Source organism: Rugamonas sp. FW305-51, from assembly GCF_058786935.1.
Genome location: NZ_JBYSZG010000020.1, coordinates 67,780 through 82,074 on the forward strand (window position 1 = coordinate 67,780; position 14,295 = coordinate 82,074).

Consider the following 14,295-nt stretch of genomic DNA (forward strand, 5'->3'; position numbering starts at 1 on the left):
TGCGGAAGCCCCAACGTGATCGACACCCTCAAGTCCGCCTTCGGGCGCTGGCGCGCGAGCCCTGTGCCCGCCGTGCCCCCCACCCTGCTCAAGAACCTGTATCCGATGCTGCTGCTGGCCATCGGCATCACGGCCATGGTGCTGATGTACCTGTGGAACGACCAGTCGTCCTACAAGCCCGTGTTCGGCGCCCACGAGAAAGTGGCCGCCTCCGACATGATGGGCGTGCTCGACACGGACCACATCCCCTACCGCCTCCATCCCGACAGCGGCCAGGTGCTGGTGCCGGGCAGCATGCTGGGCAAGGTGCGCATGCTGCTGGCGGCCAAGGGCGTCACGGCCCAGCTGCCGGCCGGCCTGGAGCTGATGGACAAGAACGACCCGCTGGGCGTGTCCCAGTTCGTGCAGGATGTGCGCTTCCGGCGCGGCCTGGAAGGCGAGCTGGCCCAGTCCATCATGACGCTGGACGCCATCGCCCACGCCCGGGTCCACCTGTCGATCGCCAAGTCCACCTCGTTCGTCTCGTCGGACGGCGAAAAATCGTCGGCCTCGGTGGTGGTGGCCGTCAAGCCGGGCCACACCATGTCGCCCGAGGCGATCGCCGCCGTCGTCAACATGGTGGCCGGCAGCGTGGCCAGCCTCAGTCCGCAGCGCGTCAGCCTGGTCGACCAGAGCGGCAACCTGCTGTCGTCCCACGTCGACCTGAGCGAAGGCTTCGACGCCGCCAACGCCGGCGGCGAGAACGGCAAGCGCTACCAGGACGATGTCAAGGCCAACGTCAAGAACCTGCTGGGCCCCATCATCGGCGAAGACAATTTCCGCCTGTCCGTGTCGGCCGCCGTCGACAACGACAAGGTCGAGGAGACGGTGGAGAAATACGGCGCCGATCCCAAGGTCACCAGCGAGGCCACGCGCGAAGAACAGGACCGCAACCGGCTCGTGATGGGCGTGCCGGGCACGCTGTCGAACCGGCCGCCGGTGGCCGCGGCCGACCCGGCCGCCGCCGCCAAGCCGGGCGACGCCACCCCGCCGGCCGACGGCACGGCCCGCAAGAACGCCACCACCCGCCAGTACGCCTACGACCGCAGCATCGTCCAGACCAAGCGCAGCCGCGGCCGCCTGCAGAAGCTGAGCGTGGCCGTCGTGCTGGCCCAGGCCGCCGCCCCCTTCCCCAAGACAGGCTGGAGCCCGGCTGAAATCGCCAACATCGACAAGATCCTGCGCAACGGCCTGGGCATCGACGCCGACCGCGGCGACCAGCTGGTGGTGTCGGCCATGAACTTCCCGCCCAAGGCGCCGCTGACCCCATGGTGGCAGGAGCGCGACACGGTGGTCGACTTCAGTTCCTGGATCCTGTACGCCGTCGGCGCGCTGCTGGGCTACCTGTTGCTGCTGCGGCCCCTGATGCGGCTGCTGACGGTACGCCTGACGCCGAGCCCGGCCGCCGCCGTGCGTATCGCCGCCGAGCGCCGCATGGCCGAGGCGGCCGCAGCCCAGGCGGCGGCCCAGGCCGCCGGCGCGCCCGCCCTCGCCTCGCCGGGCGCGCCCGGCCTGGCCGGCAACCCTGCCGTGGCCGGCGCCCTGCCCGGCGTGGAAGGGGGCACGCCCGGCATGCCGGTGGTGCCGCTGCTGGAAAACTATGACTTGCCGCCGGCCGGTTCGCCGGTGGACGTGATGGTCGATCACTTGAAGGTGCTGGCGGAGAAAGAACCCGAACGCGTCGCCGAAGTCGTCAAACAATGGATGCAGAAAAATGGCCGAGCTCAATAGCATACAAGAGTCCCAGGAAGCGCAACCGGTCTACCTGACCCCGGTCGAGCAGGCCGCCATCGTGCTGCTGAGCATAGGCGAGGAGCCGGCCGCGGCCGTGCTGCGCTGCCTGTCGCGCGAGGAATTGCTGGAAGTGACCCAGGTCATGTCGCGCATGAGCGGCATCAAGGTCGAGTCCGTCAAGCACGCGATGCAAACCTTCTTTGACGACTACCGCCAGCAGTCCGGCGTGCACGGCGCCTCGCGCAGCTACCTGAAGCGCTCGCTGGACCTGGCGCTGGGCGGCGACATCGCCAATACCGTGCTCAACAGCATCTACGGCGACGAGCTGCGGCCCAAGATGGCGCGCCTGCAGTGGGCCTCGCCCAAGTGGCTGGCCGAATACATTTCCAACGAGCACGTGCGCATGCAGGCCGTGTTCCTGGCCTTCCTGCCGCCGGCCCTGGCCGGCCAGATCATCGACGCCCTGCCCGTCGAAGGGCGCGACCTGGTGCTGCTGAACCTGGCCCGGCTCGACGAGATCGACCGCGACCTGCTGCTCGAACTGGACCAGCTGGTGCAGCGCTGCCTGGGCACGTTCGACATGCAAAGCACCAGCGTGGAGGGCATCCGCCAGGCGGCCGAGATCCTCAACCGCCTGCCCAGCAACCGGGCCCAGATGGTCGAGCTGCTGCGGGCCCACGACCCGGAAGTGGTGGCCCAGATCGAACTGTCCATGTACGACTTCTTCATCCTGTCGACCCAGTCGGAAGTGGCCATCACCCGCATCATCGAGGAAGTGCCGCTGGAACAGTGGGCCATCGCCCTCAAGGGCGCGGAAGTGTCGATCCGCGACGCCGTGCTCAAGACCATGCCCAAACGCCAGGCCCAGGCCTTCGAGGACATGATGCGGCGCGCCGGTCCCATCCCCATGTCGCGCATCGAGCAAACGCGCCAGGAAATCATGGCCACCGTCAAGGCCCTGGCCGACGCCGGCGAGATCGAGATCCAGCTGTTCGCCGAAACGGTGGTCGAATGAAGCAATTCCGTCCCTACCGCTTCCCGCCCCTGTCGCAGGTGATGGCCGCCTCCGTGCGGCCGCACGGCAGCGCCGGCGACGGCGCCCAGTGGCAAGCGTCGGTCAGCCAGGGCTTCGAGCAGGGCCAGCGGGACGGTTACGAGATCGGCCTGGCGCGCGGCCAGGAAGACGGCTACGAGGCCGGCCGCGCCCAGGGCCAGGAACAAGGGCGCACGGAAGGCCGGCACGAGACGCTGGTGGCCTACGACCAGCTGGCCCGTCCGGTCGACGCCATGCTCAAGAGCCTGAAAAAGCTGCGGGCCGACTACCGCGCCGCCCAGCGCAAGGAAGTGGTGGACCTGGTGGCCAAGGTGGCGCGCCAGGTGATCCGGGCCGAACTGGCCCTGCAGCCGGTGCAGATCATGGCCCTGGTGGACGAGACGCTGGCGTCCATGCCGCCCACCCGGGAAGAGATCGACGTCTACCTGAACCCCGAGGAATTGAAGCGCATCAGCGAGCTCGACCCCAAGCGCGCCAAGCGCTGGAACCTGATCGGCGACGCCCGCCTGGACGCCGGCGAATGCCGGATCCGGGCCGGCGACAACGAAGTCGATGCCGGATGTCATCAACGCCTTGCTGCCGTCATGGAACAGGTCGATAATCAGTTACAGGCTGCCGACGGCGGCGACGAGACCGAGAGCGAAGAATGATAGCCGACGCGCTACGCAATCTGGAACTGGACGCCGTGCCCGTGGCCACCCCGACCGGGCGCCTGGTGGGCGCCTCCGGCCTGCTGCTGGAGGCGGCCGGCTGCCGCCTGCACACGGGCCAGCGCTGCCAGATCGAGACCGTGGGCGGCCCCTGGCTGGACGCCCAGGTGGTGGGCTTTCGCGACAAGCTGTCATTCCTGATGCCGTTCAAGAAGGCCACCGGCCTGACCACGGGCGCGCGCGTGCTGCCCACGCCCGACAAGGTCAGCCTGCAGATCGGCCCCGGCTGGCTGGGCCGCATGGTCAACGGCCTGGGCGAGCCGATCGACGGGCTGGGCAAGCTGGGCGGCGAATTTCCGCTCGATGCGCTGCCGCCGCGCATCCATCCCCTGAAGAAAAAACCCGTCACCGAAGCGCTGGACGTGGGCGTGCGCGCCATCAATGGCATGCTGACCCTGGGCAAGGGCCAGCGCGTGGGCCTCATGGCCGGCTCCGGCGTGGGCAAGTCCGTGCTGCTGGGCCTGATCACGCGCCAGACCGTGGCCGACGTGGTGGTGGTGGGCCTGATCGGCGAGCGTTCGCGCGAAGTGCGCGAATTCGTCGACATGTCGCTGGGCAAGGAAGGCTTGGCCAAGGCCGTGCTGGTGATCGCGCCGGCCGACGAGAGCCCCCTGATGCGCATCATGGCCACCGAACTGTGCCACTCGATCGCGGCCCACTACCGCGACCAGGGCAAGAACGTGCTGCTGCTGGTGGACTCGCTGACCCGCTATGCGATGGCGCTGCGCGAAGTGGCGCTGGCGCTGGGCGAGCCGCCGGCCACCAAGGGCTATCCGCCATCCGTGTTCTCCAGCCTGCCGCAACTGGTGGAATCGGCCGGCAACGGCGAGAACCCGGCCGGCAGCATGAGCGCCATCTACACCGTGCTGGCCGAGGGCGACGACCAGCAGGACCCGGTGGTCGACACGGCGCGCGCCATCCTCGACGGCCACATCGTCATGACGCGCGAACTGGCCGAACGGGGCCACTACCCGGCCATCGACATCGGCGCCTCCATCAGCCGCTGCATGACCCAGATCATCAGCAAGGAACACATGCTGGCCGCGCGCGCCCTGAAGGCGGCCATGGCGCGCCACGACCGGGTGCGCGACCTGATCCCGCTGGGCGCCTACGTGCCGGGGGCCGACCCCGTCACCGACAAGGCCGTCAACCTGCATCCCCAGATCGAAGAATTCCTGTGCCAGGGCACCAAGGAAGCGGCGCCCTTCCCCGCCTGCGTCGAACAACTTGAGAGGCTGATGACATGAGCCAGCACATGATACGCAACCTGACCACCCTGGTCGCCCTGCGCAACACGGAAGTGGAACGGCTGCAGACGGCCATGGCGGAAAAGACCAGCTTGCGCGAACGCTACCAGAAGAACCTGGAACGGCTGACCGGGCTCTACACCAACAGCGGCGCGTCCGGCAATTTGCCGCTGGCCCTGGCCGGCAACTGCGGCGACTACAAGCAAGCGGTGATGCAGATGGCCGACAACCACCGGCTCGACCTGCACATGCACGAGGCCGACATGGCCGTGGCGCAGCAGGCGCTCAACGCGGCCTGGGTCAAGCGCGAAGTGCTCGACAAGGTGCTCAGCAAACAGCACAAGGCGGTGCAGCAACAGCACAGCGTCAAGGAACGCAAGCAACATGACGAACTGGCAACGCAATTGTGGTTCCGCGGCCAGAAATAGGCCAGGCGGACGGTGGCACGACAGGTTTTTTTCCGACTATTTTCATATGGAAACGATTTGGGTCGCCTTATAACGAGGTACACTTCCTAATAATTTCCCTGGAGCACGATCATGTCAGTCATCAACAGCCCTACCTACGACCCGATCACCACTGCCACCAACCTGGCCAATGCCTACGTGGCGGGCCACAAGGCCATCCTGGATGACCAGACCAGTAGCGCCAACGCCACCGCCACGGCGCTGGGCACGCTCGGTACGGCCATGAGCGCGTTCCAGAGCGCCCTGAACGCGCTGGCCTCCTCCACCAACGCCGTCACGGCCAACAGCGCCGTGTTCAGCAACACCGCCATCGGCACGGCCAGCGCCAAGTCGAGCGCCGTGGCCGGCACCTACGCGTTCTATGTGGAACAGCTGGCCACGGCCGGCCAGGTTTCGTACGGCAACGTGCCCGACAACACGGCCGCGGCCGGCGCCGGCACCCTCAGCGTCACCCTGGCCGACGGCACCTCGTTCCAGATCGACCTGGCCAACGCCGACAGCAACCACGACAACGCCCTCTCGACCAAGGAAGTGGCGGCCGCCATCAACATCGCGGCCGGCAATAATTCGCGTGTGACGGCCTCCACCATGACCATCAACGGCCAGACCACGCTGGTGCTGAGCGCCACCCAGACGGGGGCGAACAACGCCGTGTCGCTGGACGCGAGCGGCGTGACGGACGCCACCTTGCAGACCCAGCTGAGCGCCGGCAACCAGACGACGGTGATCACGGCCCAGGACGCCATCGTCTGGGTCGGCGCGCAGGGCACGGGCACCAAGGTGCAGCAGGCGTCGAACACCTACAACCTGATCGACAACGTCTCCATGACCATCACCAAGGCCCAGGCGGCGGCCGAAGCGCCGGTCACCTTGACGGTGGCCAACGACGCCAGCGCCACCAAGGCCAATGTGCAGAAATTCGTCGACGCCTACAACGCGCTCAACACGGTGCTCAACACCCTGACCCAGGCCGGCGACGCCAGCAAGAGAACCAGCCCCGGCCCGTTCGCCGCCGACGCCGGCGTGGCGGCCCTGCGCAACCGCATGGTGGCGGCCGTGCGCACCGTGGCCGCCAACGGCCAGACCCTGGTGGCCTACGGCATCACGGCCCAGCGCGACGGCAGCCTGGCGCTCGACAGCAGCCGCCTGAGCAAGGCCATCGCCGCCAATCCCACCGGCCTCGACACGCTGTTCGGCAGCGCCACGGCCGCCACCGGCACGCTGGGCGCGCTCAACACGCTGGTCGGCAAGTGGACCGACATCGCGCACGGCCAGATCAGCACCCGCAAAACCTCCACCACCAAGCTGCAGTCAGCCCTGACGGAGCGCCAGGCCGTGCTGCAGACCCAGTACGACAGCGCCTACAAGCGTTACCTGACCCAATTTACCGCCTTGCAGCAGTTGCAGGCACAAATGAACAACAATTCCAACCTGTTTACGGCCCTGTTCTCCTCAGGCAGCAACAACAGTTGAGGCGGAGGGGCGCCGCGCGCGCCCGCCGCCCGCATTAATTTCAATGGTGAACATCATGATGAATCAAGAAGCCTACGGTTCCTACCACGCCGTCAACCTGGAAGCCCAGACCGCCCGCGCCACCCCGGTCGAGCTGGTGCTGGTGCTGACCGACGGCTTGCTGGAAGAGCTGGCCCGCGCCCGCGGCCACATCGTCGGCAAACGCTACGAGCTCAAGGCGAACAGCCTGAACAAGTGCGTGGAAATCATCAACGGCCTGTCGAGCTCGCTGGACTTCGAACATGGCGGCGACGTGGTGGCCAACCTGGGCCAGCTGTACGACTATTGCGCGGCGCGCCTGTACCGGGCCGGCGTGACCATGGACCCGGAACTCATCGACGAAGTGAGCAAGCTGCTCACCACCATCAAGCAAGGCTGGCTGGGTGTTCAGGCCAAGAATGGATAGGCAGCGCACCTTGCTGCAACTGGCACACAAGCTGCGCGCCGCCCTCGCCGACGACGACTGGCCGGCGCTGGCAGCCGTCAATACCATGCTGGCCACGGCCTTGCCGGCCATGACCGGCCAGGCCCCCTTGAGTCCGGCCGAACGGACGGCGCTGACGGCGCTGCAACAGTTGCACGAACAAGCGCTCGCGCGCTGCAACGCGGCGGCGGACGACATGGGAAAACGATTACACGACATGCAGACGAATAAAGAGGGCTGGCTCGCCTACGCCTTGACTAACGACAGCGCCGACACGGAAAATCCAGCATGACCTTACTGACCAGCACCACCCCTGCCGCCGCCCAGCCAGTTTGCACCGCCCCGCCGGCGGCCGGCGCCGATCCCGTCGCCGCCGCACCCGACGCCGTCACCCTGGCCGGTGCCGTGACGGCGGCCGCCCTGCCCCTGTTCGCCCAGCTGCTGACGCTGCCCGATGCCGGCACGGCCCCGGCCGCCAACAGCGACGCCCCACCCGCGGCGGACGACGCGGGCGCGCCCGCCGCGCCCGTGGCCGACGCCACCGGCGCCATGGCATCGATGGCCGCCACCATGCTGGCCGTGACGTTGCCGCAGCCGTCCCAGGCCGGCGCGGGCGCGACCGGCGGCGACGGCCAGTCGCGCGTGGACGCGCTCAACGGCGGCATCAGCCTCAACACCAGCGCCGCCCTGCATGGCGCCAGCGCCCGGCTCGACCTGAGCACGGCCGGCGTGGCCGTGACGAGCGCCCCGGCACCGGGCGCCGTCCCGGCCGCCAACAGTGCGGCCACCGGTGCCGCCCTGGCGGCCGCGACCCAGGCCAGCTTGCCCGTGCCGGCCAGCCAGCAGGCGCCTGCCAGCGGTACCGGTGACGACGCCGGCCAGGCCCAGGCCAGCGGCCGCGCCGCCGCCGACGCCGCGCTGGCCCGGACCGGGCCGGCCGGACAGCCAGCACCGGCGCTGGCGGCCCAGGCCACGCCCTGGCCGCCGTCCGCCGCGTCATCCGCCTCCGCCGCCCCGGCCCGCGCCGCCGACAGCCGCCGCAGCGACGCCAGCGCCGCCGACGGCGCCATCCGCAGCGCCCTGGCCGGCGCCGGCAAGGACGACGCCATCGCCGCCGTCAGCCGCAGCGATGCCACCGCGGCCGCCGTCAACGGCAACTATGCCGCGGCCGCGCCAGCCGCGCCGGCCGGCGACAGCGTCAAGCTGGCCGGCACGCCCGAGCAATGGCAACAGCCGCTGCGCGAGGCGCTGGGCGAGCGGCTCCAATTACAGCTGCAACGCAACGACGAACATGCCGTGATCCGGCTCGACCCGCCCAATATGGGCCGGGTTGAAATCTCGATCCGCCACCTGGGCGGCGCGCTGCAGGTGAACCTGTCGGCCAACAACAGCGAAGTGTTGCGCCAGCTCAACAGCATCGGCGACAGCGTGCGGCAGGATCTGTCGCAGCGCCAGTTCAGCGACGTGGCCGTGACGGTGTCGGCCGCGCCGCGCGGCATGCTGGCCGGCGGCGACGGCCGCGGCCGCGAACAGCAGGACCAGCAAGAAGCAGCACGCACACCGGGCCGCGCCCTGTCCGACGACAGCGACGCCGCCGCCACCTTTGCCATGTCGACTGAACGGGAGTAACGCGTAGATGAAGAATATGAAGATGATCATCGCCTTCCTGGTGGTGGCCGTGATCGGTGCCGGCGTCGCCGGCGGCGCCGTCTGGTATCTGTCCAAGGGCGCCGCGGCCGGCCCGGCCGAAGCGAAGAAGGCGGAACGCCACGACGACGGCAAGCCGCCCAAGTACTTGACGGTGGAGAAAGTGATCATCATGCTCAAGCGCAGTCCCGGCGACACGGCCACCCACTACCTTTCCGCCGACCTGGTGATCACCACCAGCGAAGAAAAGGAAAAAGTGGCCAAGGAACAATTGCCGATGCTGCGCAGCGTGGCCGTGCGCACCCTGTCGGCGCTGCCGCTGGCGACGGCGCAGACGATGACGATCGACCAGTACGCGGCCGAACTGAACAAGGCGTTCGATGAAACCTACGCCCACGACAAGCGCGACAAACCCTTTTCCGAAGTGATGATCGGCAAGCTGATCCTGGAATAGACGGACATGAATACACTGGGGGCGGGCATGGCCTACATGGAACCGGATGCCTACGGCGCCTTGCCCGGCGACGGCGGCGCACCGGTGACGCTGAGCGCGGCGGACGAGCAGCGCCACCTGCTGTCCTACGCGCCGCTGGTCAAGCGCATCGTGCGCCAGCTTAATTCGCAAGTGGCCGGCGCCATCGACCGCGACGACATGGAACAGATCGGCCTGATGGGCCTGCTCGAAGCGCTGCGCCGCTACGGCGAACCGGACGCCGCCTTCGGCAGCTACGCCAGCCTGCGTATCCGCGGCGCCATCCTGGACGAACTGCGGCGCCAGGACTGGCGGCCGCGCGCCGTGCGCCAGCACAGCCATAAGCTGCGCGACGCCGTGCGCGCGCTGACCCGCAAGCTGGGGCGCGAGCCGAGCGAGCAGGACATCATCAGCGGCCTGGGGCTGACGCCGGAAGCCTACCAGGCTTACCAGCTCGACGAGAGCGCGGAACTGATCGCCAGCTTCGACGAAGTGCTGCAGGACAGCGTGGGCCAGGACAGCGCGCCCAGCCCGGAAGAGCAGCTGATGGTGCGGCGCAGCCTGGAGCAGGCGCTGCGGGGCCTGGACGAACGCGAACAGCGGGTGGTGCAGATGTATTACGAGTTTGAACTGAGCTACAAGGAAATTGCCGCCGTGCTGGACTTGACCGATGCCCGGGTCTGCCAGCTGAACAAGGCGGCCCTGGGCAAGATGAAAGCGGTGCTGAAGAGCACCTGACGGCCAGCGGGCACCACTGGGATTAGAACATGAAGCAGAAAGGCGCATCATCATGCAACAAATAATCGGCATCTTTATCGTACTGGGCAGCGTCTTCGGCGGCTTTTTCATGATGGGCGGGTCCTTCCATCAGATCTGGCAACCGATCGAGCTGATCGTCATCGCCGGTTCCGGCCTGGGCGCCATCGTGCTGGGCAATCCGCGCCACGTGCTGGCCGAGATGGGCAGCCAGATCAAGAAGATCGTCACCCGCAAGAAGTACGACTCGGAATTCCAGCGCCAGTTGCTGCTGCTCATGTACGAGCTGCTGCAGCTGGCCGCCGGCGGCCTCAAGGCGCTCGACGCCCACGTGGAAGCGCCCAAGGACAGCCCCCTGTTCCAGCGCTATCCGCGCGTGCTGGAGGAATCGAAGCTGCTGGCCTTCATCGTCGACAACTTCCGCCTGATGGCGATGGGCAAGATCAGTGCGCACGAGCTCGAAGGCGTGCTGGACCAGGAACTGGACGCCATCCACGAGGAACTGAACCAGCCGGCCAAGTCGCTCAACAAGATCGGCGAAGCGATGCCCGGCTTCGGCATCCTGGCCGCCGTGCTGGGCATCGTGATCACCATGAACACGGTGAGCGAAGGGGCCAGCTCGGGCGACATCGCCGAGCACGTGGGCGCGGCCATGGTGGGTACCTTCATCGGCATCTTCTTCTGCTACGGCGTGCTGGACCCCATTTCCAACATGATGAAGCAGCTGGTGGGCCAGGAATCGTCCAACAAGGAATGCGTGAAGGTGGTGCTGGTGACCCACGTGGCCGGCAAGCCGCCGCTGCTGGCCATCGACGCCGGACGGCGCCTGGTGCAGCTCAACATCAAGCCCAGCTTCGCCCAGCTCGAGCGCTGGATCAACGACCTGGAAGGCCGCGACAGCGAGCCGGAAGCCACGTCGCGCCGGGGAGGTGGCCGTGCTAAAGCCGCATGACAAGGGTCACGAACAAACCATCGTCAAGCGCGGCGGCGGCAAGCACGCGCACGACGAGCACGGCGGCGCCTGGAAAGTGGCGTTCGCCGACTTTTGCCTGGCGCTCTCCTGCCTGTTCCTCGTGCTGTGGTTGATGGCCTCGCGCAACACGGAATCGCTGCAGCAAATCCTGACGGAAGCGGACGGCGCCAAGACCGACCAGGGCAAGGGCGTGATGCCGGAGCAGGTGGGCGGCCCGCGCGGCAGCCTGATCGAACGCTTCCCCATGCCGCGCACCGGCAATTCGGACGCGCCCGGCGCCCAGCTGGCCAGCGGCGAAGCGGCCCCCGTGGTGACGCCGCCGGCCAAGGTCAAATACGACAGCCCCAACGACCTGCAAGCGCTGTCCAAGGCCTTGACCCAGATGAGCGCCGAATTCGGCCTGACCAGCAACCTGGAAACCATCGTCACCCCCTACGGCTTGCGCGTGATGCTGCACGACACCGACCACCAGGGCATGTTCGTGCGCGGCAGCGCCGTCCCCACCGACAAGTTCCGCGCCCTGCTGCGCAAGATGGGCCCCCTGTTCGCGCGCATGGAAAACCAGATGCTGGTGGTCGGCCACACCGATTCGCTGCAGTACGCCGACACCAGCTATTCGGCCTTCTCCAACTGGACCCTGTCGAGCAACCGGGCCATGTCGGCGCGGGCCCAGCTGCTGGCCGGCAGCATGAATCCCGATTCCGTGCTGCAGGTGGTCGGCATGGCCGACCGCGCCCCGCTCGACGCCAAGCGGGCCGACGCCGGCGTCAACCGCCGCATCGAACTGCTGATCCTGACCACCGGCCAGGCCAAGAGCATCGCCGCCATGTTCGGCGTGCCCAACAACAAGAGCGCGCTGACGCAAGACATCGACACCGCCCTGCCCGACAACAGCGTGCTGCAAAAGCTGCGCGAGCGCTTGCTGCCGCAGGCGGACAAGCAAGCCCACCCGAGGTAACAGCGCATGCGCACCACCACCACCACTTCACGCCGGTGCCGGCGCCAGGCGGACTGACATGGAAACCAAGACCACACGAGGCAGCCGCATGAGAATTTCCACCGCCACCCCGGACGGCCTGGCCGTCACCCGCGTGGCCGACAGTGCCCCGGCCGAGGCGCCCGCCCCGGTCGCGCCGGCGGCGGCCGAGGCGCCGCTGCAGTCGGCCGTACTGCAACCGGCCCTGGCCGCCCTGCGCGCCATGCCCGACGATATCGACCACGACAAGGTAGCCCTGCTGCGCGATGCGCTGGCCAAGGGCGAGCTGCCGTTCGACCCGGCCAAGCTGGCCGGCCTGATCCAGCGCTTCCACGGGAGCGAGTCGTGACCGCGGCCAGCCCGGCCAGCCGCCAGGATGCCATGCGGGCCCTGCTGCAAGGGCTGGCGGCCGACCTGCTGGCCTATCCCCAGCTGCACGACTTGCTCGAGCAGCAGTTCGACGCCGCCGTGCGCCACCAGAGCGCCCGCCTGACCGAGCTGGCCGACGCCATTTCAGCCCTGGTCGACACCATGGAGGGGCGCCGCGCGGCGCGCGTGGCGCTGGTACAACGCTTGCTGGGGCCGCAGGGCACCATGAGCCAGGCATTTGCCTTGCTGAAAAATCCGGCACGGGAGAGAATGGCTGCGGACTGGCAGACGCTGGAGCACAGCGTGCGCGAGTGCAAACGCCTGGGCAAGCGCAACAGCGACTTGCTGGTAGAGCAATACAGCATCATGCAGCGCGTGCTGCATGGCGAGGAGTTCATTTATGCGCCAGCTTGACGGCATGCAGCCCACACCCCCGACTGCGGCCACCGTCTCGAACATGTCTTCGGCCCGCCCCGCCGCGGCCCTGCCGGCCGCCTTCGGCGGCTGGAGCGCGCCGGCCGGCGGCGCCGGTTTCGGCGCCACCTTCCGCCAGGTGCAGGACGAGGTGACCCAGTTCCTGGCCCACGGCAGCGCCGCTTCGGCCACGCCATCGGCCCCGCCGCCGGGCTTGAGCGCGGCCGGCATGGCCCTGCGCCAGCAGGCGCGGCCGGGCGCGATAGCCGGCGCCACGGCCGGCGCCCGGGACGGGGAAGTGCAGCAACAGTTTCTCGCCTCGATACAGCCCTGGGCCGAGGAAACGGCCACCCGGCTGGGCGTGTCGCCCCACATCGTGGCGGCCCACGCGGCGCTCGAATCGGGCTGGGGCCAGCATCCGCTGCGGGCCGGCGGCGCCGACAGCAACAACCTGTTCGGCCTCAAGGCCGGCGCCGGCTGGCGCGGCGCCGTGGCCGACGCCACCACCACCGAATACGTGCACGGCACCCCCATCAAGAAGGTGGAACGGTTCCGCAGCTACCCGGACGCGGCCAGCGCCTTTCGCGACTACGCCGAGCTGTTGGCCGGCAATCCCCGCTTCCAGGGTGCGCTGCAGGCCGGCGACGACGCACGCGCGTTCGCCCAGGGGCTGGCGCGCGGCGGCTACGCCACCGATCCGGCCTATGCCGACAAGCTGAGCACGCTGGCGGCGCGCCTGCAGCGCGGCGCCGCCCTGCCTCAGTCCGGCGATTGAGCGGAGACAGGCATGTCGGCCGGTTCCACCGTCCCCTCGCCCGTGACCCGGGCCCGCAACACGGTGCCGTTGGCGTTGCGCACCCGCACCAGCGCGCCCCTGGCGCCGCTGTCGAGCGCCTCGCCGGCCATGCTCACTTCGATCTGCTCGCGCCGCGCCACGATGCGCACGGCGTCGCCGCGCTTGACGACGGTGGGCGCGGCCAGCAATCCCATACGCAACACTTCGCCGCTGCGCAAGGTGCGCTTGCCCGTCATGCCCAGCACGTCGCGCGGCGCGGCCACGGCGTCCGCCAGCGAGGCCAGCTCGTGGCGCTCGAGCAACAGGTCCTCCTCGGCCAGTACCTTGCCGGCCGGAATGTCCGTGGCGCTCACCACCACCTGCGCCGACACCTGGGCCCGTACCACGAATTCATACCGCCAGCCGTCCGGACCGGGGCAGACGGCCGCAAAGCGCATGCGCGCCGGCAGCCGGGTGTCGACCGCCTCCACCGTCACGGCCCGGGCGCAGGCGGCCAGCGGCCGGCTGCCGCGCACCACACTCACCTCGGCCTGCGGCGCGCTCAGCCCGGCGCTGGCGGCCTGCGCCAGTACATGGGCGCGGGCCGCCAGCTGGACCTGGGCCAGCACTTGCTCGGGACCGGGCGCGGCCGCCTGGGCCAACGTGAAAATTCCGTTGAGCAACATCAGGCCGGATCGGGTTACAATAGATTTGTTGAGCATGAGC

General features: G+C 68.6%; 17 protein-coding genes. 16 read left to right on the forward strand and 1 reads right to left on the reverse strand.

The window, feature by feature from the left end; translation table 11 throughout:
- Positions 1-15 precede the first annotated feature (15 nt).
- The 16 genes from fliF (at position 16) to AC3WOS_RS15490 (ending at position 13,569) form a co-directional block, all read left to right on the forward strand.
- Positions 16-1,770 carry a flagellar basal-body MS-ring/collar protein FliF gene (fliF, locus tag AC3WOS_RS15415; RefSeq protein ID WP_492716896.1) on the forward strand — a complete coding sequence of 585 codons (1,755 nt, stop codon included), beginning with the start codon at positions 16-18 and terminating at the stop codon, positions 1,768-1,770.
- Positions 1,754-2,788 (forward strand): flagellar motor switch protein FliG, encoded by a 1,035-nt coding sequence (locus AC3WOS_RS15420; protein WP_492716897.1) that lies wholly within the window; start codon positions 1,754-1,756, stop codon positions 2,786-2,788. The genes fliF and AC3WOS_RS15420 overlap by 17 nt, the downstream gene beginning before the upstream one ends.
- Entirely contained in the window at positions 2,785-3,477 is a 693-nt protein-coding gene (gene fliH, locus AC3WOS_RS15425; RefSeq protein ID WP_492716898.1) for a flagellar assembly protein FliH, read from the forward strand. Before AC3WOS_RS15420 ends, fliH begins: the two co-directional genes overlap by 4 nt.
- Positions 3,474-4,784 (forward strand): flagellar protein export ATPase FliI, encoded by a 1,311-nt coding sequence (fliI, locus tag AC3WOS_RS15430; protein ID WP_492716899.1) that lies wholly within the window; start codon positions 3,474-3,476, stop codon positions 4,782-4,784. The genes fliH and fliI overlap by 4 nt, the downstream gene beginning before the upstream one ends.
- Complete coding sequence (locus tag AC3WOS_RS15435; RefSeq protein WP_492716900.1) at positions 4,781-5,212, forward strand: flagellar export protein FliJ; 432 nt, start codon at positions 4,781-4,783, stop codon at positions 5,210-5,212. The genes fliI and AC3WOS_RS15435 overlap by 4 nt, the downstream gene beginning before the upstream one ends.
- Positions 5,213-5,323: 111 nt before the next feature.
- Entirely contained in the window at positions 5,324-6,724 is a 1,401-nt protein-coding gene (gene fliD, locus AC3WOS_RS15440; protein WP_492716901.1) for a flagellar filament capping protein FliD, read from the forward strand.
- A 55-nt stretch (positions 6,725-6,779) separates the two neighbouring features.
- Positions 6,780-7,169, forward strand: coding sequence for a flagellar export chaperone FliS (gene fliS, locus AC3WOS_RS15445; RefSeq protein WP_492716902.1), 390 nt, complete (start codon positions 6,780-6,782; stop codon positions 7,167-7,169).
- Between the two features lie 10 nt (positions 7,170-7,179).
- Positions 7,180-7,479: a hypothetical protein gene (locus AC3WOS_RS15450; protein WP_492716903.1), complete on the forward strand. Its 300-nt coding sequence runs from the start codon at positions 7,180-7,182 to the stop codon at positions 7,477-7,479.
- Entirely contained in the window at positions 7,476-8,816 is a 1,341-nt protein-coding gene (locus AC3WOS_RS15455; protein ID WP_492716904.1) for a flagellar hook-length control protein FliK, read from the forward strand. Before AC3WOS_RS15450 ends, AC3WOS_RS15455 begins: the two co-directional genes overlap by 4 nt.
- Before the next feature lie 7 nt (positions 8,817-8,823).
- Complete coding sequence (locus tag AC3WOS_RS15460) at positions 8,824-9,288, forward strand: flagellar basal body-associated FliL family protein (protein WP_492716905.1); 465 nt, start codon at positions 8,824-8,826, stop codon at positions 9,286-9,288.
- Positions 9,289-9,315: 27 nt separating this feature from the next.
- Positions 9,316-10,044: a FliA/WhiG family RNA polymerase sigma factor gene (locus tag AC3WOS_RS15465; protein ID WP_492716937.1), complete on the forward strand. Its 729-nt coding sequence runs from the start codon at positions 9,316-9,318 to the stop codon at positions 10,042-10,044.
- Between the two features lie 52 nt (positions 10,045-10,096).
- A complete protein-coding gene (gene motA / locus AC3WOS_RS15470) occupies positions 10,097-11,014 on the forward strand; it encodes a flagellar motor stator protein MotA (protein ID WP_492716906.1) in 918 nt (305 codons plus the stop codon).
- Positions 10,998-11,993: a flagellar motor protein MotB gene (locus tag AC3WOS_RS15475; RefSeq protein WP_492716907.1), complete on the forward strand. Its 996-nt coding sequence runs from the start codon at positions 10,998-11,000 to the stop codon at positions 11,991-11,993. Before motA ends, AC3WOS_RS15475 begins: the two co-directional genes overlap by 17 nt.
- Positions 11,994-12,081: 88 nt before the next feature.
- A complete protein-coding gene (locus AC3WOS_RS15480) occupies positions 12,082-12,360 on the forward strand; it encodes a flagellar biosynthesis anti-sigma factor FlgM (protein WP_492716908.1) in 279 nt (92 codons plus the stop codon).
- Positions 12,357-12,794: a flagellar export chaperone FlgN gene (flgN, locus tag AC3WOS_RS15485; protein ID WP_492716909.1), complete on the forward strand. Its 438-nt coding sequence runs from the start codon at positions 12,357-12,359 to the stop codon at positions 12,792-12,794. Before AC3WOS_RS15480 ends, flgN begins: the two co-directional genes overlap by 4 nt.
- Positions 12,781-13,569 (forward strand): glycoside hydrolase family 73 protein, encoded by a 789-nt coding sequence (locus AC3WOS_RS15490; RefSeq protein ID WP_492716910.1) that lies wholly within the window; start codon positions 12,781-12,783, stop codon positions 13,567-13,569. Before flgN ends, AC3WOS_RS15490 begins: the two co-directional genes overlap by 14 nt.
- Here the strand turns inward: AC3WOS_RS15490 and flgA are convergent.
- Positions 13,554-14,255 carry a flagellar basal body P-ring formation chaperone FlgA gene (gene flgA / locus AC3WOS_RS15495; protein ID WP_492716911.1) on the reverse strand — a complete coding sequence of 234 codons (702 nt, stop codon included), beginning with the start codon at positions 14,253-14,255 and terminating at the stop codon, positions 13,554-13,556. The two genes, AC3WOS_RS15490 and flgA, sit on opposite strands and share 16 nt — an antisense overlap.
- Positions 14,256-14,295: the final 40 nt, after the last annotated feature.